The following is an 18613-nucleotide window of genomic DNA, read 5'->3' on the forward strand; positions in this document are numbered from 1 at the left end:
ATGACTACATTTGACATTTTGTTTTTTCATTTTTTTCATCATTACAAAACTAAAAAAAGTAAGAAAGCCAATAGTATCGCTACATTTTACGTTACATTCTTACAATGTAGTTTAATATTGCTTTTAGGTGTGTTTTTTGCAAAGTTTTTTAGGCAAATGCACATGGATACTATGTCGGCAGACAAAGCTTGGACATTATTCGTTTTAGTAGCAATTTTTATTTACTTTAAAAACTGGATGCAATACGGTGGTAGAAAACGAAAAGTTTTAAACGCCAAAATGATTAGAAATAAAAAACTGACTTATAATATTTGGTTGCTTTGGTTATTGCCATTGGCTATTTTAGGATTGACTTATATTCTGTTTCAAGCTGCTTAATTTCAAATTAAATACTGCTCATCATTGCGAAGCACCAAGCAATCTCATGAATTTAATCTTTAAAATTTTAAAATTTCAGTATTTACTTTTTCTTTAATTAAGATGTAGATTGCTAAAGTTGTACCAACTCATCAATAACAAGAAAAGTTACTTCTTAAAAACTGCATATACCGGAAAATGGTCGCTGTAGCCACCTTTATATTTTTTACCAACATAGGTTCTAAAAGGAGTGCCTTTATATCTACCATTAAATAGTTTCAAGAAATCTTCGTCAAAAATATTAGCAGAACTGTATTCAAATAAATGATTTGAGGTTTTAAAAAAATTAGAAGAAATTATTATTTGATCAAATAAATTCCACTGTCGCCTATGGTTGCTAGTTCCTCTATTATAAGAACGTAAAGTTTCCATGGGATTAAATAAATTGTAATTTTCAACTAAACGTTTAATACTGTTGCTATGTGGATCGTCATTAAAATCACCAACAATAATAATTTTAGAGTCTTTATTTTCTAAGCGTAAAGAAGAAATAATCTCACCAACTTTATTGGAAGAAGCAATACGTTTGTGCTCGGTTTCTTTTTCACCTTCACGTCTTGAAGACCAGTGGTTAACAATAATGTTTACTTTTTCACCATCAAGCAAACCAGAAACCAATAGAATATCTCTTGTATAATCTGGGAATCCATCATCGTCAAACAATTCAATGGTAAAGGTTTCAGAATTTAAAACCTCAAATGCAGAGGTGTCATATAATAAGGCAACATCAATCCCACGTTCGTCTAAAGAGTCATAATGCACGTAGTCATAATTACAATCTTCTAAATGTTTAGAAGCTATTAAATCTTCAATAACTTTAGCGTTCTCAACCTCCGCTAAACCAACAATACTAGGGTGTTTTCCAGTTTCTAGTTTTCCAATATTAGAAATTGCAAAGCCTAATTTCCGTAATTTATTTTGATAGCGTTTTGGTGTCCATTTTTTAACGGCTTTGGGTAAAAAATCATCATCGTTTGTATGTTTGTCATCAATTAAATCAAATAGATTTTCAAGATTGTAAAAAGCAACGGTTTGCATATCGTCACGAACCGGAATATCATCAAAAGTGTTTGTCATAAATCAAAAATAGGCTTAAAAATATAAAAATTAAAATGCTTGTAATTATGTAACTTTGCATATTCAATTATTTTTATGATAGAGAAGAAAGATATAGCATTAGAACGCTGCGTTTTAATAGGTATTATAACAAAAGATCAAGACGAAGAAAAATCTAAAGAATATTTAGATGAGTTGGAGTTTTTAACTTTTACTGCTGGAGGTTATGCTATTAAGCGTTTTACTCAAAAAATGGATATGCCAAATCCTAAAACTTTTATAGGAACAGGTAAGATGGAAGAAGTACGCCAATTTATTGAGGATAACGATATTGGTACTGCAATTTTTGATGACGAATTATCTGCAGCTCAAGAACGAAATATTAGTAAAATTCTTAATGTTAAGGTTTTAGATAGAACCAATTTAATACTTGATATTTTTGCACAACGCGCACAAACCAGTTACGCCAGAACCCAAGTAGAATTGGCACAATGTGAATATTTACTGCCTAGGTTAAGAGGTATGTGGACACACCTTGAACGTCAAAAAGGGGGTATTGGAATGCGCGGACCTGGTGAGACCGAAATTGAAACAGATAGACGTATTGTACGTGATAAAATATCACTTTTAAAAGAGCGTATAAAAACCATTGACAAACAAATGGCGGTGCAACGTGGTAACCGTGGTAAAATGGTTCGTGTTGCTTTGGTTGGGTATACCAATGTTGGTAAATCTACACTCATGAATGTAATTAGCAAAAGTGAAGTATTTGCTGAAAATAAGCTATTTGCAACTCTCGATACCACTGTTAGAAAAGTAGTAATTCAAAATTTACCATTTTTATTAAGTGATACCGTAGGATTTATTAGAAAACTACCTACACAGTTAGTAGATAGTTTTAAAAGTACACTAGATGAGGTTAGAGAAGCCGATTTATTGCTTCACGTGGTTGATATTTCACATCCTAATTTTGAAGAGCACATAGCTTCTGTCGAGAAAATTTTAGGTGAAATAAAAAGCGGTGATAAACCAACGATTATGGTGTTTAATAAAATTGATGCTTATCAACCAGAATCGATTGATAAAGACGATCTTGAAACAGAACGCACAGAAAGACATTACACTTTAGAGGAATGGAAAAAAACTTGGATGAATAAAGTAGGAGATAATGCTTTATTTATTTCAGCTTTAAACAAACAAAATTTAGAAGATTTTAAAAAGCGTGTTTATGATGAGGTAAGAGAGATTCATATTACTCGTTTCCCATATAATCATTTTCTGTATCCAGATTATAATTATGAAAACTTAGGAGAGGAGGAATAGGTAATAAAAAAAGCGCTTCTTTTAGAAGCGCTTTTTTTATGTATTATGAGTAATAAATTATAAGCTGTAGTTTAAACCAACTAACCAATAAGACTGTAATTTATTATCTGCATCTGGTAAAGCAACACCTTGGAAGTTTGCAGCTTCTTGTTTATTGCTTCTTAAACCAAAGTCAAAACCAACACCTATCATTTTCCATAATGTATAACCAAAAGAGTTTATCCAAGTGAAGTTAGATAAATCTCCGCTTTTATAACTTTGAAATGTAGAGAAGTTAGATTTAAAATTAACGGCTCCAATTTGTCTAGTGTAATCTGCAACTATTTTAGCTCCTAGAGAGGATTCAAAAACAGCATCATTTTTAGCAAAAACAAAGTTATAGTTTAATGGATGTGCTACTACTACTAAGTTTTCAATAGGTGTCCAAGTTAAACCAACTCCTAAATCTAAATATCCAGGGTCGTTAAAGTTGTTTAAAATAGTTGTTCTATATTCACCTAAAGTAGATACTGCTAAGTTTTTAGCAATGTTTCTTCCGTATAAAGAAGTAATGTTAAATACATCTGTAGTTTCTCTAAAATCTTCACTATCGTTAGGATCATTTTTGTCGTCTAGTTTTACCCATCCTAAATTTACATTAAGATTGTTTCTCCAGAAAAACTTTTCTTGAATTAAGTTAGCAAAACCATTAACGGTAAAACCAATGTTACCAGAAGCATTGTCTGGTGCGCCTTGAGAATACCAGTTACTAAATTCTGATATACTACCACCAATAGTACCAAATGCACCTTTTCTCCAACCTGGTAAGGCATCAATTTGAGCTTGTAATGCATTAGCTTCAGCTTGAGCAGCATCAGCTACCGCTTGCTTCTCAGCTTTTTGAGTTTCTAATTCTTCTTTAGTCTGTGCATTTATCGAAACCATTCCGATAAACAATGCGAATAATAATAAGGTTTTTTTCATTTTTATTTGTTTTTAATAAAATGCGTGCAAAGATAAGTGAATTTTCTTTCAAAAAAGAATCACCTAAACTTTAAATTAGTTCATGGTTAAGACCCTTTTTTATAATAAAGTCACAAATAAAATTAGTGTTTTTTATTTGTTTTTATAAAGCGGAACAAAAGAACATGCTTCACCGTACATAATAGATTTTGCAACAGGTTTTAACTTTGTTGCTAGCATGATATATGCATTTTGTGGTACAGGTTTTTTAGAACATCCTTTTATAATTATAGGTTTGTCTTTAAACTTAGAAACATCCAGATTTTTTAAAACATCTTGATAGATTGAAGTTTCTAATGTTTCTAGGTTACCAATAATTATTTTTTTAGCATAAGGCTCTAATTGAATACTTAACAACATAAAAGCCCAACCAGGAATTATAGCATCGCTACTACAAGTTAATGCTATATAATTGTCTTTGAATTGCGACCAATCAAATTCTGAAACCTGATTTCTAAAATCTTTTTCGCGTAACACAAAACCTTCAAAAAGCCAGTCTTTAATATCAAATAATACGCGCTTGCCTTCAGGGTAATAATCCTCAAGGTTTATAGTAACTAATTTACTATTAGCAACACGATTTATAATTTCGTCTGACATATTATTATGACCTTTCGACTGCGCTAAAGGTGACCATTAATTTAATTTTTTTTTACTAAAAACCGTGAGTGCAAATTGTTTATAGCATTCCCAATTCAAGCTTTGCTTCTTCACTCATTAATTCTTGAGTCCATGGTGGATCGAAAGTAATTTCTACTTCAGCACTTTTTACAGCATCAAGCGATTTTACTTTTTCTTCAACCTCTAAAGGTAGAGTTTCTGCCACAGGGCAGTTAGGAGTTGTTAGAGTCATTAATATTTTAACATCGTAATCTTCGTTTACAAATACGTCGTATATTAATCCTAATTCGTAAATGTCTACAGGAATTTCTGGATCGTAAATTGTTTTTAGTATTCCTACTATTTTTTCACCTAATTCGGTAGTATCTATTGTTATATCACTCATTATTTTAACTGTGTTTGGTATGCAATAGCATACATTTTAAGTTGTTTTATCATACTTACTAAACCATTAGCACGTGTAGGCGATAAATGTTCTTTTAGTCCAATTTTATCAATAAAATCGGTATTTGCATTAATAATATCTTGAGGGTGCTGATTTGAAAACGCACGAATTAGAATAGCAATAATACCTTTAGTTATAATAGCATCACTATCGGCAGTAAATTCTATTTTATCGTCTTTCATTTCGGCATGAACCCAAACCTTACTTTGACAACCTTTTATAATGTTATCATCGGTTTTGTATTTGTCGTTAATTAAAGGTAAATCTTTCCCTAAATCAATCATATACTGGTAACGCTCTTCCCAATCTTCAAACATTGAGAATTCGTCAATTATTTCGTTTTGAATCTCTTCAATAGTCACAATCACAAATTTTTATACAAAAATACAACAACAAAAGTTGCTATTCAATGTTTTCTGAAATTGATAAGATTTCTTTAACAAGTTCTGCAATTTCTTCAGGTGGATTTCCATGATCAAAAGGTGGAGTTTCATAAGTTTTATCGCCTTTAGTAATTTTTAAATGTGCGATTGCAGCACCATCAAATTGAAACTTTTTACTAGGAGCTTTTAATGTTGAAATGTTTTGAACATCAATTGATTTAAAATGTTTCATAATACTATTCCAGTTTTCTTCGGTACAACTTTTAATGATTGGAGTGCCACCTCTTTTTTGTAATGTGGATATATTATTTTTATCTAATGTTACTTGATTATAAATACCTCGCGATGAAGCTGTGTATTCAATTACATAGTTTTCTTTTGTTTGTGTTGCTTTTTCTAGAGAATCTTGCATAGTTGAGACTTCTTTTTGGCATTTACAGGATTGTGTTATAAATACGATTAGAGTTAAGCTTATAAGTTTTATAAATTGCATGTTTTAAAATTTAAAAATAATATACAAAAAAGACGCCAAAGTAGGCGTCTTTTAAATAAGTTGTTGTGTTTTGTAATTTATGGTAACATACTTTCACGAGCACCACCTGAAGCAAAAATAGCTCTCATTCTAGATTTTTGACCCTCAGAGAACATATACATACAAGCATCGTCAACATAATCCATATAATTCATAGTCATATCATTTGTTCTGCAATTAACAGTTGGGTATGAAGGACAACCGTAGTTTGGTCCATCAGATGAAGGTGTATCAGAAACAAAATCATCTTGCTTACATCTACCATCTCCCCAAATGTGGCGTAAATTTAAATAATGGCCAACTTCGTGAGTCATAGTTCTTCCTTTATCAAACGGAGCTTGAACATATCCTGTAGTACCGAAGAATTGAGGAGAACAAACAACACCATCTGTAGCTAAGCTACCTCCAGGAAATTGTGCATAACCTAAAATTCCTCCACCAATATTACATACCCATATATTTAAGTGAGTTTCTGGAGATACTGGAGGATAAGCACTTTTTACTGCATTACTAGTTCCCCAAGAGGTTGTTGTACTAGAATATCTAAATGTATTTGCTAGTGTGAATGTAATTTCACTATCTGCAGCTAATCCAGCAAATTCAGAAGGTGCTTGATTTACATCGTTATTTGTTTTTCTAAAATCACTATTTAACACTGCTATTTGCGAGCTTATTTGAGCATTGCTAATATTTTCGTTAGAGTTACTATATACCACAATAACGTTTACAGGAATATTAATTACACCTAAGTTATCTGGTGTTGGCTCTTCACCACCACCGCCACCGCCACCATTTCCAGGATTGGTAGGTTTGCCTTTTGCTGCTATAAATTTTCTAGTATGATATTCAACATCATACATTTTTTTTGCTAAACCAGGATTTTCATCAAGTTGTCTATTAAGCACATTCATGGAATAGCAAGTTTTGGTTTTGTCTTTACCATTATTCGATTTTGAAGCTACATCTTCATTCAAATCGGTGTAAAGATAAAAATCACTCATATCAATTTCTTGTTCTTGAGTGATTTCATTTTTGTCATCATCACATGCTGTAAATAATAAGGCAACAGCCGCCATACTTAAAAATAATCTTTTCATTATAAAATAATTTAAATTAGTCGCCGCTGAAGATATAATTATTTTAGAATTAATCTTACATATTCGTAAAAAATTTGTTAATTATTCGACGAAATGCAGTGGGATTGATAATTATTTAACAAATAAATAAAAGAATAATTATTAAGAAAGCATCATTTTTGCTTTTTTAACGCCTTCAACTAAAGTGTTAATTTCAGCTTTTGTGTTGTAAAAAGAAAATGAAGCACGAACAGTACCAGGAATTTTAAAATAATCCATAATAGGTTGTGCGCAGTGGTGACCTGTGCGAACTGCTATACCTAGTTTATCTAAAATAGTGCCCACATCGTAAGGGTGAATACCTTCTAGATTAAAAGAAATAACAGATGTTTTGTGCTTTGAAGTTCCATAAATTTTTAAACCTTCAATTTCTAGAAGTTTTTGAGTAGCGTAATCTAAAAGCTCATTTTCATACTTGTCTATAGTATTAAAACCAATAGCATTCATATAATCTATCGCTGCTCCAAAAGCAATACCTCCACAAATGTTTGGAGTTCCTGCTTCAAATTTATGTGGTAAATCTGCGTAGGTCGTTTTTTCAAAAGTTACTTCGGCTATCATTTCGCCTCCACCTTGGTAAGGCGGTAATTTTTTAAGCCATTCTTCTTTACCGTAAAGTAAACCAACTCCTGTTGGTCCACACATTTTATGAGCGGAAGCTACGTAGAAATCGACATCTAATTTTTGGACATCTGGCTTTAAGTGTGCACATGATTGTGCACCATCTATTAAAACTGCTGCACCAACTTTATGAGCTTCTTTAATAATATATTCAATAGGGTTTATGGTTCCTAGAGCGTTTGAAATATGATTTACAAATACTAATTTAGTATTTGTAGAAAGAAGCTGGTTAAATTTAGTCATCTCCAATTCGCCTTCAAGGTTCATTGGGATAACCTTTAAAATTGCTCCTGTGCGTTCGCAAAGCATTTGCCAAGGCACTATATTACTGTGATGTTCTAAGGCCGATACAATTATTTCGTCGCCTTTTTTTAACAATGAAGAGAATCCGTTTGCTACAAGATTAATACCATGAGTTGTTCCAGAAGTAAAAATGATTTCATGCGGTTTTTTTGCATTGAAATGTTTTTGAATTTTTAATCTGGCTTGCTCGTACAAATCGGTTGCTTCTTGGCTTAATGTATGTACACCACGATGTATGTTTGCATTGTAGTTTGAATAATAATCTACAATAACATCTATAACTTGCTGCGGCGTTTGTGAGGTTGCAGCATTATCAAAATACACCAAAGGTTTACCGTTTACTTTACGAGAAAGTATGGGAAAGTCTTTTCGTATGTCTTCTACATTAAACATAGCTTTGTGTTTAGCCCCGATTGAGGCATTTGTTGGAGCTCCTCAAAGAGAGCGACTGCCGAAAGCGGGATTAGCTTCAAAAAAATTTTAGAGATCGAACCCAATGTTAACACCTAATTTATTAGCAATAATCTTGGTGATGCGTTGTTTCATTTCCGGAATTTTAACCGAACTTAAAACATTGTTACTAAATGCATACATTAAAAGTGCTTTTGCTTCTTTTTTAGGAATACCTCTGGACTGCATGTAAAACAAAGCACTTTCGTCTAACTGACCAATAGTACAACCGTGTGAACATTTTACATCGTCGGCAAAAATTTCTAATTGCGGTTTGGTATTTATAGTAGCTTTATCGCTTATTAAAATGTTATTGTTAGCTTGAAAAGCATTGGTTTTTTGAGCTTCTTTTTCTACAACTACTTTACCATTAAAAACACCTGTAGAGCTGTCGTCAAAAATACCTTTATAATCTTGATGGCTTTCGCAATTTGGTTCTATATGGTGTACCAAAGTATTGTGGTCTACATGTTGTTTGTTGCCTATAATAGTAACACCTTTTAATGTAGAATCAATACGCTCGCCTTCTTGATAGAAATTAAGATTGTTACGTGTTAATTTACCACCAAATGAAAATGTATGAACAGATGCGATACTTTCCTTTTTTTGTTTTATAAACGTATTGTCTATTAAAGAAGCATTTAAATTGTCGTTTTGAATTTTATAATAATCGACAATGGCTCTTTTATTGGTGAAAATTTCGGTAACACTATTTGTTAAAACAGGGTTATCTGTTAAGCTTTGATGACGTTCTATAATTTGAACATGAGAATTCTCGTCAACTACAATTAAGTTACGAGGTTGTAACATAATTGCAGCCTCATTGCCTGTTGAAAAATGTATGATTTGAATTGGTTTTTCAACCAGCTTATTTTTTGGAATATGAATGTAAGCACCTTCGTTTGAAAAAGCTGTGTTTAAAGATGATAAGCTATCTTTAATTGCTGCTTTATTAAAGTAATTTTCAATAACTAAACGATACTTAGGTTTAGACATTGCTGCAGACATCAAGCAAATATCCATACCATCATGTGTGGTTTGTGATAAATGTGATGAATATTTTCCGTCTATAAATACAATCTTATAAGAATCTATATCGTGAATAAAATACTTTTTAATATCGCTGTATTCTATTGTGTTTTCTTGTTTTGGAAAAACACTATAGTCTTCTTTTAAAATTTTATTTAAAGAGGTGTATTTCCAAGCTTCTTCCTTTTTTGTAGGGAAACCTTTTTCTTCAAATATTTTTATGGCATCGTTTCTAAGATTGTGTACGTAAGAATCCAAATCTACTTGGTCTTCAAAAACCATAAACGATGATAACAATTTTTCTTTTAAATCCATTTGCTCAAATATTAAGCGTTCACTTCTTCTTTAATCCAGTCGTAACCTTTTTCTTCAAGTTCGTGAGCTAGTTCTTTTGTACCCGATTTTACTATTTTACCATTGTAAAGTACATGAACAAAATCTGGAACGATATAATCTAACAAACGTTGGTAGTGTGTAATTACTACTACTGCGTTGTCTTTACTTTTAAGTTTGTTAACACCATTTGCTACAATACGAAGTGCATCAATATCTAACCCAGAATCTGTTTCATCTAGTATGGCTAATTTTGGATCTAACATCGCCATTTGAAAAATTTCGTTACGTTTTTTCTCTCCACCAGAAAATCCTTCATTTAAAGAACGTGATAAAAACTTTCTATCGATTTCTAATAAATCAGCTTTATCACGAATAAGTTTAAGCATGTCTTTAGCAGGCATATCTTCTAAACCTCTTGCTTTACGCGATTCGTTAATAGCTGTTTTTATAAAATTAGTAACAGATACACCAGGAATTTCAATAGGATATTGAAACGATAAAAAGATGCCTTTATGTGCACGCTCTTCGGCAGATAACTCTTCAATATCTTCACCTTCAAAAAGGATATTTCCTTTAGTTACCTCGTATTCTTCTTTACCAGCAATAACGGATGCTAAAGTACTTTTACCAGAACCATTTGGTCCCATAATAGCGTGTACTTCACCTGGTTTTACTTCAAGGTTAATACCTTTTAAAATGCTTTTATCTTCAACACTTGCGTGTAAATTATCAATCTTTAACATACTCTTATTGTCCTAATTTTACAACGTTATTTATGTCCTTTGGCGGTGAAACGTTTAATATTTCAACAATTTCAACTTTATTGTCCCAAAGAATTATTTCGTCTTTTTTATTTGTTACTTTTCCTCTTATTTCAACTTGAACCATGTCTGTTGGTTCTTTTTTATATTTTTCTGCCATGTTGTTTAGCTCCAACATCTTGTCTGTTATAAAAACGCCATAAATTTCGGCATGTGTTTGTAAAACAGCAGCATCTCCATGATAAACGAATTCACCTTTTAATAAGGTTAAACCATCATTTTGTTTTTCAGTACGGTCTGAACTTTCTGTTGAAATGGTTTCATTTGTTTGTTCAGTTTTTTTATCATTTTTACAGTTTAAAAAAACAGAAATACACAAAAGTAAAATGACTATTTTTTTCATTTTTGAAATCAATAACAATTTATCCAACACTTCCTTCTAAACTTATTTCTAATAATTTTTGAGCCTCAACAGCAAATTCCATAGGGAGCTTATTTAAAACTTCTTTACTAAAACCATTTACAATTAAAGCGATAGCTTTTTCTGTATCTATACCACGTTGGTTACAATAGAAAATTTGGTCTTCACCAATTTTACTTGTTGTTGCTTCGTGTTCTATTTTTGCCGATTTATTTTTAGCTTCAATGTATGGAAATGTATGTGCACCACATTCATTACCCATAAGTAAACTATCACATTGCGAAAAATTACGCGCGTTATCTGCTCTTGAATTTATTTGAACTAAACCACGGTAACTATTTTGAGATTTTCCTGCGGAAATTCCTTTTGAAATGATAGTCGATTTGGTGTTTTTTCCCAAATGAATCATCTTCGTACCAGTATCGGCTTGTTGATAATTATTGGTTACTGCGATTGAATAAAACTCACCAACTGAATTATCGCCTTTTAACACACAACTAGGATATTTCCATGTAACGGCAGAACCTGTTTCAACTTGTGTCCAAGAAATTTTAGCATTCTTTTCACACAAACCACGTTTTGTTACAAAATTGAAAACACCACCTTTACCTTCAGTATTTCCAGGAAACCAGTTTTGTACTGTTGAATATTTTATTTCGGCATCATCTAAAGCAATAAGCTCTACAACGGCAGCGTGTAATTGATTTTCATCTCTACTTGGAGCCGTACAACCTTCTAGGTAACTTACATAACTGCCTTCATCTGCAATTACAAGTGTTCTTTCAAATTGTCCTGTTCCTGCTTGGTTAATTCTAAAATATGTTGATAATTCCATTGGGCAACGTACGCCTTTTGGAATATAACAGAAACTACCATCACTAAATACAGCAGAGTTTAACGCCGCATAAAAGTTGTCTTTTTGCGGAACAACAGTTCCAATATATTTCTTTACAAGTTCTGGGTGTTCTTTAATAGCCTCAGAAATACTCATAAAAATAATACCTTGTTCTGCTAATGTTTTTTTGAATGTTGTGGCTACCGAAACGGAATCTACAACTACATCCATAGCTACACCTGCTAATTTTTTTTGCTCATCAAGAGAAATTCCTAGTTTTTCAAAAGTTGCCAATAATTCTGGGTCAACTTCATCTATACTATCATATTTAGGTTTGCTATTTGGTGCAGAATAGTAGGAAATGGCTTGAAAGTCTGGTTTTGTGTAATGTACGTTTGCCCATTCTGGTTCAATCATTTCTTTCCAAGCTTTAAAAGCTTCTAATCGCCATTCGGTCATCCATTCTGGTTCTTCTTTCTTTTTAGAAATAGCACGAACAATATCTTCGTTTAAACCAACAGGAAATGTGTCAGACTCTATATCTGTATAAAAACCGTACTCGTATTCTTTGGTTTTAAGTTCTTCGCGTAAATCATCTTCGGTATACTTCGACATAATTCTTCTTTCTTAATTTTTATAATGAAAATGATTCTCCACAACCACAAGTGCGGTTTGCGTTTGGGTTATTAAAAACGAAACCAGTTCCGTTTAATCCTCCAGAATATTCAAGTGTTGTTCCTATGAGATATAGAAAACTTTTTTTATCAACAATGATTTTAACTCCGTTATCTTCAAATACCTTATCGTCTTCTTGATTTTCTTTATCAAACTTTAAATCGTAAGATAAACCAGAACAACCACCACTTTTAACCCCAACACGAACAAAATCTGTATTTGGGTTATAGCCGTCATCTTGCATAAGCTCAATAACTTTCTTTTTAGCTGTTTCAGAAACTTTTATCATAATTCTTTAATTAGATTTGCTCTAAATAGAGTGCAAATATACAATATAAGTCACGGATTACCATATAACCTAACATTATATTAATATATGATTTTATAGTTTTTTATTATGGGTTTGTGAAGTCGGTATTATTTATAAATTCATAATCTGAAAGCGATAACAAAAAAGCCTTTAAGTCGGCTTTATCTTGGTCTGATAATCCAACACCACCTTGAGCAACTTTTTTCATTAATGGGTCTATAGTTGAAGAATTTTTCAAGCCTTCGCTGTAATGATTAATAACTTCTTCTAAAGTTAAAAACCTGCCATCGTGCATGTAGGGAGCTGTAAATGCTAAATTGCGAAGTGATGGTGATTTAAATTTCCCATTATCGGCTGGATCTCCAGTTACGGCACCTAAACCTAAATCGGTAAAGGTTTCATCTAAACCATTATTGTGAAAAATATTATCTGTCCATAACGGGTTTTTATCGCTTCCATGACAATGAAAACAATCGCCTTTGTTTTCATCCATAAAAACATTAAATCCGCTTAATTCTTCTGGAGTGAGTTCAACTTCACCTAAAAGGTATTTATCAAATTTGGAGTTTGATGAAATTAATGTTCGTTCAAATTGTGCAATAGCTTTTACTACGAGTGTTGAATCGATTATTGAAGTTTGAAATGCTTGCTGAAATAAATTTGGATAGTCAGGGTGTTGTTGAAGCTCTTCAACTAAATCCTTCCAATTGCTTTTCATTTCTATGGGGTCTGAAACGGGTACAAAAGCTTGATGTTCTAGACTAAAGACACTCCCATCCCAAAAGAATTTTTCATCATAATTCCATGCTAAATTGAATAATGGCATTGAGTTTCTATTGCCTAAAGAACCGTCGATACCATCGCTAAATCTATCAGAATCTGTAAAGGCATTTTGAGAAGCATGACAATCTGCACAAGCTTGTGTGTTATCTCCTGATAAAATAGGGTCGAAGAAGAGTTTTTTGCCCAATACTATACCTTCAACAGTTTGTGGATTATCTATTGGAATAACTGGATTTAAGATATTGTCTTCAAATAATTGAGGAATTTTTAATGTGCTTGGAGTTGGAATAGCTACATACTCCTCTAGGGGTTCATTTTTACATGATATAAAAATAAAAACTAGCAATAGACAAATATGTAATATCCATTTTTTCAACTTGCTTATTGTGTTATTGACTCTAAACTAAATACATTTTGACCATTTTCATACATCATAATTTGAGCATCATAATTAGGCATAAGCATATTATTTAATACATTTAAATCCCATGTATTTGGAGTTTTAAACCATTCGGCAATATTCATTTCAATATTGAAAGTAGTATTATTTGTTATAGTAACTTCGCCTAAATCCACTTCAAGAAAAGTATCTTGAAATTCTAGAGTAGCCCCAGAAGTATCAACTGCTCTAATAGCATGGTAAGCGTAACCGACTTCGGCAGATGTGTTATCAATAAATTTACCTTCTAATTGCATATAATGGTAACCGCCACCTAACATTTCGGGTACATTCCAGGATGCTGAATTTAAATCGACGTAATTATTATTATTGTAATTATCTTCATTATCAAAACCAAATGTAAAAGATACATTGCTGTAATAACCCAGTGGGATAGATGTTGTTGATGTAAAAGATAAATTGCTATCATTGGTTACATCAATTAAATTATAACCACTTAAAACGAGTTTTTCACCTGTACTAGTTGTAAATGTAATTTTTGATATAAGATATCGAAGTTTCTCTATGCTTAATTGCTCACCATTGGCATTGGTGAATTTAATGGTATTAAAATCTGCATTTGTAACCGCTGTTCCATCCCAATTATGAATGAATTTAAATGTTGTACTTGCTTGAGAAATAGTATCGTCCTTGTCTTCATGACATGAAAAAACAAGTAAGCAAATTAGAAATATTGAGGCTATTTTTTTCATTATTATTCTTTAATATTTATAATTAATAAATCGCTGAATCCTTTGTTTTCAGTGATATCAAAATCATTGCTGCTTGATTCTCCAACGGCAACAATAGTTTGGTTTTCAAGCTCAACAGCATCATAAGCAAAATCAATATCGGAACCTCCAATGGTTTTTTGCCAGATTAAATTTGCATTTGCATCTATTTTTAAAACCCAAGCGTCATTTTGCCCTTGATTAGTTAAAATGTCACCATCTGCACTTCTTGAACTTCCAGAAATTATGAAACCATTGTCTTGAGTTTTGTTGATTGAACGACCAACATCAAAACTACTGCCGCCAAAAGTTTTTTCCCAAATTAAATCACCATTTGGGGTTATTTTAATTACCCATAAATCGGCAGCACCATTATTTTTGGAAACGTTTAAATCACTACTTCTAGTATCTCCAGCAATAATATAATTTCCATCACCAGAAGCGGTTATTGCCCGAGCTTCATCAATTTCTGAGCCTCCAAACGATTTTTCCCAAATTAGAGATCCATTTTCAGAAATCTTTATAATCCAGAAATCATATGAGCCTTTATTATTTGAAATATCAAGATCATCACTATCAGAAGAACCTACAATAATATAGCCATTATCTTGAGTTTGTATAGCTCCGTAAGGTGTGTCGGTAAAAGAGCCACCATAGTAACGACTCCATTCTTTGTTTCCGGAAGCATCAATTTTTATTGCCCAATAATCACCACCCGCATGTAATTTTGCTAAATATGACTTGCTATTTCCTTCTCCACCAGACGCTGAAACATCTAAAACGCCAGTTAGTAAGTAACCACCATCATTAGTTTGGATGAGTGAAATGCCATTGTCTGCACCTGCAAAGCCAAATGATTTTTGCCATGAAATATTTCCTGTGGAGTTTAATTTTGTAATCCAAAAATCTTGAGCACCATTATTCATTGTAACATCTCCATCGCTACTTTTGCTGTAGCCTAATATTGCATATCCATTATCTGAGGTTTGGATGATGTCGAAGCCTCTATCATCATCAGTTCCACCATATGATTGTTGCCATTGCAAATTATCATTTAAATCATATTTAAGTAACCAATAATCAAATGACTCATTTGTTTTGTTTGTAATATCACCATCAGTACTTTGAGTGTAACCTAAAACCGCGTAACCTTCATCTGAAGTTTTGATAATAGATTGTGCACTTTCATTTAAGCTGCCGCCTAAAGTTTTTACAAAATTTATTACTGGATTTGGAGTCTCATGTTCAGGACTTTTGTCTTTTGAACAGTTAAATAAAATTAAGGCACACAAACCCCAAACTAATAATATGGAGTTTTTATATGTATTCACAATATGTATTTTATAAATCGCTTTTTCGTATTATAAATAACCCACGGTCAATATCGCTAACAATAATATTGCCACTAGGAAAGTATGGATAAACACTCCATGCACCATTGAAATCTGCTAAATTATTTTCTGGGTAAGTATCAAAAAAACCAACTTCGTTCATGGATCCATTTTCAATATTTGAGATATCAATCATTCTTACGCCAGCTCTATAATTTGCTAGATAAAATGTGTCTCCATTTACATAACCATTATGGTCGATAGCTTGTGTGGGTCCAAAATAATTAAAATGAAATGTAGGGTTATCTAAATCGGAAAAATCAAAAACTATGGTTTTTGTGTTGTTTCCAATATTAAATTCATCAAGTTCATCTCCTAAAATAAAATACCTTAAATCATCTGTGAACCAGCCTTGGTGTGTATAACCAATATTGCTATAGCTTACTGAGGATAGTTGAATTGGGTTAGATTTATTGGTTATATCAACGATAACTATTTCATCTTCATTACTACCAATGAAAATTTCCTTACCAGTATGGTCAGTATCAGGGCCATTGTAGACTATCACTTGAGCATCATGAGAGTAGCCATCAAGCGTGCCTGCATTTGTTGGGTTGATTGGGTTTTCTATATCTATAAATATTGTCCCTCCTTGATATGGAGAAGTTCTGCCAGTACCAACAATATAGGCATATGTATTTGCCTCGTTAATTATAATATTATGAGCACTACCAAATTCAGTAAAATGGGCATCAATTGAAAATGTTTCTGGAAAATTTGTAACTGATCCTAATCTTGTTAAATCAAAAACCTGCATTCCATGGTTACCAGCATTATCAGCTACTATAAAGGCGTAATTATTGTTTACTTTAATGTCTCTCCATGAGCTATTAACAGTGGCAGTTGGTAACTTACCAATTATAACTGGTTCATTTGGTTCTGAAATATCAACAAAAGCAACTCCGGTTGTTGTACAAAATAAAACGTATTCTTTCTGAGTTTCCGGATCGACCCAACCCCAACAATCATTTCCTGCAGAGTTGTTGCCGCCTAGGTCGTTTATTGAGACGAATCCAATTAAATCGTAATCATTACATGGGTACATACCAGCAAAACCATTTTCACAAACTGCTAAAACAGAATCGACAGTGTCAATAGTTTCTGTTTTTTCAACGGATTCATCATTACAAGATTGAAAAACAGAAACTAGTATACATGCTAAGAATAGCATATAAAGGTTTTGTAACTTCATAACATTTTTTTCTATTATAACTAAATAAATTTAGTTTTGGTATAAATATAGTAAAAACAAATATAGCTTCTTATTTTTGTAGCATGATAGAAGATAAAAATCAACAAAGAACACAATTGAACGATTTAGGTGAATTTGGTCTTATAGATCACTTAACCAAAAACTTTAAAATTAACCAAAAATCAACAGTAAAAGGCATTGGTGATGATGCCGCTGTGTTGAATTTTGAAAATAAAAAAGTTGTAGTTACTACAGATTTAATGGTAGAAGGCATCCATTTTGATTTAAGTTACATGCCTCTTAAGCATTTAGGATATAAAGCTGTAATAGTAAATTTATCAGACGTATATGCAATGAATGCTATTGCTACCCAAATTACCGTGTCAATTGCTGTATCTAATAGATTTCCATTAGAAGCTCTTGAGGATTTGTATGCAGGAATTGAAACAGCCGCCAAAATCTACAACATTGATGTGGTAGGAGGAGATACAACATCTTCTAATACTGGTTTATTGATTTCTGTAACTGCAATAGGAGAAGTAGAAGATAATAAGGAGATTTATAGAAATGGTGCAAAACCAAATGATTTACTTGTTGTAAGTGGTGATTTAGGTGCTGCCTATATGGGTTTACAAATTCTTGAACGAGAAAAGGAAGTGTATAAAGTTAACCCAAATAATCAACCAGACTTAGAGCCATATTCATATATTATTGAAAGACAGTTAAAGCCAGAGGCGCGTAAAGATGTTATTAAATTACTAAGTGATTTAGAGGTTAATCCAACTTCTATGATTGATATAAGTGATGGTTTATCCTCTGAAATTATTCACATCTGTAAACAGAGTAAGGTAGGTTGCGATTTATATGAAGAAAAAATACCATTAGACCCGCAGGTTATTTCTACATGTGAAGAGTTTAATATTGATAGTACTACAATTGCTTTAAATGGAGGTGAAGATTATGAGTTATTATTCACAATCTCTCAGGAAGATTTTCCTAAAATAAAAGGAAACCCTAGCTTAAGTGTTATTGGTTATATAAAAGAAGAAAAAGAAGGTGTTCATCTAGTTACTAGAGCTGAAACTAAAATTCCTTTAAAAGCACAAGGGTGGAAAAATTTTAATGACTAAAAATTAATAAATCACTTATTGGTATTAATGGTGATGTTTCTGTTTTTTTCTTTGAACGTTTCCTGTGAATTCGTTCTAAAACGTCATTTATTTCTTTAAATTTAGGTGTTAACGCAGTTAAGCGTCCATTTCCATTTGTGGTTAATTCTCTTTTGCAATTTTTGCAAGTATACTCTTTAACATGATAAGTTACATGTCTTGTAACACGAAAATTATGACCAAACATTTTGCAATGAATGTTTTTCATTGGTTTTTTAATTAGCTTTGTTAGAGAGCTTTAAATTATTAAAA

The 18613-nt window shown here is 32.1% G+C and carries 21 protein-coding genes; 3 read left to right on the plus strand and 18 right to left on the minus strand.

Annotated elements, in window-relative coordinates:
- Window positions 1-378 (plus strand): hypothetical protein, encoded by a 378-nt coding sequence (locus tag MBM09_RS02925; RefSeq protein ID WP_238675358.1) that lies wholly within the window; start codon window positions 1-3, stop codon window positions 376-378.
- Window positions 379-525: 147 nt separating this feature from the next.
- Here the strand turns inward: MBM09_RS02925 and MBM09_RS02930 are convergent, their stop codons facing one another.
- On the minus strand, window positions 526-1494 hold the full coding sequence (locus MBM09_RS02930; RefSeq protein WP_238675359.1) for an endonuclease: 969 nt from the start codon (window positions 1492-1494) through the stop codon (window positions 526-528).
- A 75-nt stretch (window positions 1495-1569) separates the two neighbouring features.
- Between MBM09_RS02930 and hflX the strand changes: the two genes are divergently transcribed.
- A complete protein-coding gene (hflX, locus tag MBM09_RS02935) occupies window positions 1570-2796 on the plus strand; it encodes a GTPase HflX (protein ID WP_238675360.1) in 1227 nt (408 codons plus the stop codon).
- A gap of 57 nt (window positions 2797-2853) precedes the next feature.
- Here hflX and MBM09_RS02940 read toward each other — a convergent pair whose 3' ends face one another.
- The 16 genes from MBM09_RS02940 to MBM09_RS03015 form a co-directional block, all read right to left on the minus strand.
- Entirely contained in the window at window positions 2854-3759 is a 906-nt protein-coding gene (locus MBM09_RS02940; protein ID WP_238675361.1) for a DUF3078 domain-containing protein, read from the minus strand.
- A 132-nt stretch (window positions 3760-3891) separates the two neighbouring features.
- The gene (locus MBM09_RS02945) at window positions 3892-4398 is read right to left on the minus strand and encodes a DUF2480 family protein (RefSeq protein WP_238675362.1); all 507 of its coding nucleotides are present in this window, start codon (window positions 4396-4398) and stop codon (window positions 3892-3894) included.
- Window positions 4399-4477: 79 nt separating this feature from the next.
- The gene (locus tag MBM09_RS02950) at window positions 4478-4804 is read right to left on the minus strand and encodes a DUF59 domain-containing protein (RefSeq protein ID WP_238675363.1); all 327 of its coding nucleotides are present in this window, start codon (window positions 4802-4804) and stop codon (window positions 4478-4480) included.
- Window positions 4804-5226 carry a SufE family protein gene (locus MBM09_RS02955; protein WP_238675364.1) on the minus strand — a complete coding sequence of 141 codons (423 nt, stop codon included), beginning with the start codon at window positions 5224-5226 and terminating at the stop codon, window positions 4804-4806. The genes MBM09_RS02950 and MBM09_RS02955 overlap by 1 nt, the downstream gene beginning before the upstream one ends.
- Window positions 5227-5266: 40 nt before the next feature.
- Window positions 5267-5740, minus strand: a complete 474-nt coding sequence (locus MBM09_RS02960; protein WP_238675365.1) for a hypothetical protein — start codon at window positions 5738-5740, stop codon at window positions 5267-5269.
- A 77-nt stretch (window positions 5741-5817) separates the two neighbouring features.
- A complete protein-coding gene (locus MBM09_RS02965; RefSeq protein WP_238675366.1) occupies window positions 5818-6876 on the minus strand; it encodes a zinc metalloprotease in 1059 nt (352 codons plus the stop codon).
- Between the two features lie 141 nt (window positions 6877-7017).
- Window positions 7018-8232 (minus strand): aminotransferase class V-fold PLP-dependent enzyme, encoded by a 1215-nt coding sequence (locus MBM09_RS02970; RefSeq protein WP_238675367.1) that lies wholly within the window; start codon window positions 8230-8232, stop codon window positions 7018-7020.
- 87 nt (window positions 8233-8319) lie between these two features.
- Complete coding sequence (sufD, locus tag MBM09_RS02975; protein ID WP_238675368.1) at window positions 8320-9633, minus strand: Fe-S cluster assembly protein SufD; 1314 nt, start codon at window positions 9631-9633, stop codon at window positions 8320-8322.
- Window positions 9634-9644: 11 nt separating this feature from the next.
- Entirely contained in the window at window positions 9645-10397 is a 753-nt protein-coding gene (sufC, locus tag MBM09_RS02980) for a Fe-S cluster assembly ATPase SufC (RefSeq protein ID WP_238675369.1), read from the minus strand.
- 4 nt (window positions 10398-10401) lie between these two features.
- Entirely contained in the window at window positions 10402-10818 is a 417-nt protein-coding gene (locus tag MBM09_RS02985; protein WP_238675370.1) for a hypothetical protein, read from the minus strand.
- A gap of 19 nt (window positions 10819-10837) precedes the next feature.
- Window positions 10838-12286, minus strand: coding sequence for a Fe-S cluster assembly protein SufB (gene sufB, locus MBM09_RS02990; RefSeq protein WP_238675371.1), 1449 nt, complete (start codon window positions 12284-12286; stop codon window positions 10838-10840).
- Between the two features lie 19 nt (window positions 12287-12305).
- A complete protein-coding gene (locus MBM09_RS02995; RefSeq protein WP_238675372.1) occupies window positions 12306-12635 on the minus strand; it encodes an iron-sulfur cluster assembly accessory protein in 330 nt (109 codons plus the stop codon).
- A gap of 106 nt (window positions 12636-12741) precedes the next feature.
- On the minus strand, window positions 12742-13785 hold the full coding sequence (locus MBM09_RS03000) for a cytochrome-c peroxidase (RefSeq protein WP_238675373.1): 1044 nt from the start codon (window positions 13783-13785) through the stop codon (window positions 12742-12744).
- A gap of 35 nt (window positions 13786-13820) precedes the next feature.
- A complete protein-coding gene (locus MBM09_RS03005; RefSeq protein ID WP_238675374.1) occupies window positions 13821-14591 on the minus strand; it encodes an MbnP family protein in 771 nt (256 codons plus the stop codon).
- Between the two features lie 2 nt (window positions 14592-14593).
- Window positions 14594-15940: a hypothetical protein gene (locus MBM09_RS03010; RefSeq protein WP_238675375.1), complete on the minus strand. Its 1347-nt coding sequence runs from the start codon at window positions 15938-15940 to the stop codon at window positions 14594-14596.
- A 10-nt stretch (window positions 15941-15950) separates the two neighbouring features.
- Entirely contained in the window at window positions 15951-17192 is a 1242-nt protein-coding gene (locus tag MBM09_RS03015; RefSeq protein WP_238675376.1) for a choice-of-anchor B family protein, read from the minus strand.
- 83 nt (window positions 17193-17275) lie between these two features.
- Between MBM09_RS03015 and thiL the strand changes: the two genes are divergently transcribed.
- Window positions 17276-18322, plus strand: a complete 1047-nt coding sequence (thiL, locus tag MBM09_RS03020; protein WP_238675377.1) for a thiamine-phosphate kinase — start codon at window positions 17276-17278, stop codon at window positions 18320-18322.
- Here the strand turns inward: thiL and MBM09_RS03025 are convergent.
- A complete protein-coding gene (locus MBM09_RS03025) occupies window positions 18312-18569 on the minus strand; it encodes a hypothetical protein (RefSeq protein ID WP_238675378.1) in 258 nt (85 codons plus the stop codon). The genes thiL and MBM09_RS03025 overlap by 11 nt on opposite strands.
- Window positions 18570-18613: the final 44 nt, after the last annotated feature.

The organism is Flaviramulus sp. BrNp1-15 (genome assembly GCF_022259695.1).
Classification (GTDB): domain Bacteria; phylum Bacteroidota; class Bacteroidia; order Flavobacteriales; family Flavobacteriaceae; genus BrNp1-15.

What these genes read in the sequence shown, in the direction of transcription:
- MBM09_RS02925 (WP_238675358.1), top strand. Translation starts at nt 1, where the DNA reads ATGACTACATTTGACATTTTGTTTTTTCATTTTTTTCATCATTACAAA.
- MBM09_RS02930 (WP_238675359.1), bottom strand. Translation starts at nt 1,494, where the DNA reads ATGACAAACACTTTTGATGATATTCCGGTTCGTGACGATATGCAAACC.
- hflX (WP_238675360.1), top strand. Translation starts at nt 1,570, where the DNA reads ATGATAGAGAAGAAAGATATAGCATTAGAACGCTGCGTTTTAATAGGT.
- MBM09_RS02940 (WP_238675361.1), bottom strand. Translation starts at nt 3,759, where the DNA reads ATGAAAAAAACCTTATTATTATTCGCATTGTTTATCGGAATGGTTTCG.
- MBM09_RS02945 (WP_238675362.1), bottom strand. Translation starts at nt 4,398, where the DNA reads ATGTCAGACGAAATTATAAATCGTGTTGCTAATAGTAAATTAGTTACT.
- MBM09_RS02950 (WP_238675363.1), bottom strand. Translation starts at nt 4,804, where the DNA reads ATGAGTGATATAACAATAGATACTACCGAATTAGGTGAAAAAATAGTA.
- MBM09_RS02960 (WP_238675365.1), bottom strand. Translation starts at nt 5,740, where the DNA reads ATGCAATTTATAAAACTTATAAGCTTAACTCTAATCGTATTTATAACA.
- MBM09_RS02965 (WP_238675366.1), bottom strand. Translation starts at nt 6,876, where the DNA reads ATGAAAAGATTATTTTTAAGTATGGCGGCTGTTGCCTTATTATTTACA.
- MBM09_RS02970 (WP_238675367.1), bottom strand. Translation starts at nt 8,232, where the DNA reads ATGTTTAATGTAGAAGACATACGAAAAGACTTTCCCATACTTTCTCGT.
- sufD (WP_238675368.1), bottom strand. Translation starts at nt 9,633, where the DNA reads ATGGATTTAAAAGAAAAATTGTTATCATCGTTTATGGTTTTTGAAGAC.
- sufC (WP_238675369.1), bottom strand. Translation starts at nt 10,397, where the DNA reads ATGTTAAAGATTGATAATTTACACGCAAGTGTTGAAGATAAAAGCATT.
- MBM09_RS02985 (WP_238675370.1), bottom strand. Translation starts at nt 10,818, where the DNA reads ATGAAAAAAATAGTCATTTTACTTTTGTGTATTTCTGTTTTTTTAAAC.
- sufB (WP_238675371.1), bottom strand. Translation starts at nt 12,286, where the DNA reads ATGTCGAAGTATACCGAAGATGATTTACGCGAAGAACTTAAAACCAAA.
- MBM09_RS02995 (WP_238675372.1), bottom strand. Translation starts at nt 12,635, where the DNA reads ATGATAAAAGTTTCTGAAACAGCTAAAAAGAAAGTTATTGAGCTTATG.
- MBM09_RS03005 (WP_238675374.1), bottom strand. Translation starts at nt 14,591, where the DNA reads ATGAAAAAAATAGCCTCAATATTTCTAATTTGCTTACTTGTTTTTTCA.
- MBM09_RS03015 (WP_238675376.1), bottom strand. Translation starts at nt 17,192, where the DNA reads ATGAAGTTACAAAACCTTTATATGCTATTCTTAGCATGTATACTAGTT.
- thiL (WP_238675377.1), top strand. Translation starts at nt 17,276, where the DNA reads ATGATAGAAGATAAAAATCAACAAAGAACACAATTGAACGATTTAGGT.
- MBM09_RS03025 (WP_238675378.1), bottom strand. Translation starts at nt 18,569, where the DNA reads ATGAAAAACATTCATTGCAAAATGTTTGGTCATAATTTTCGTGTTACA.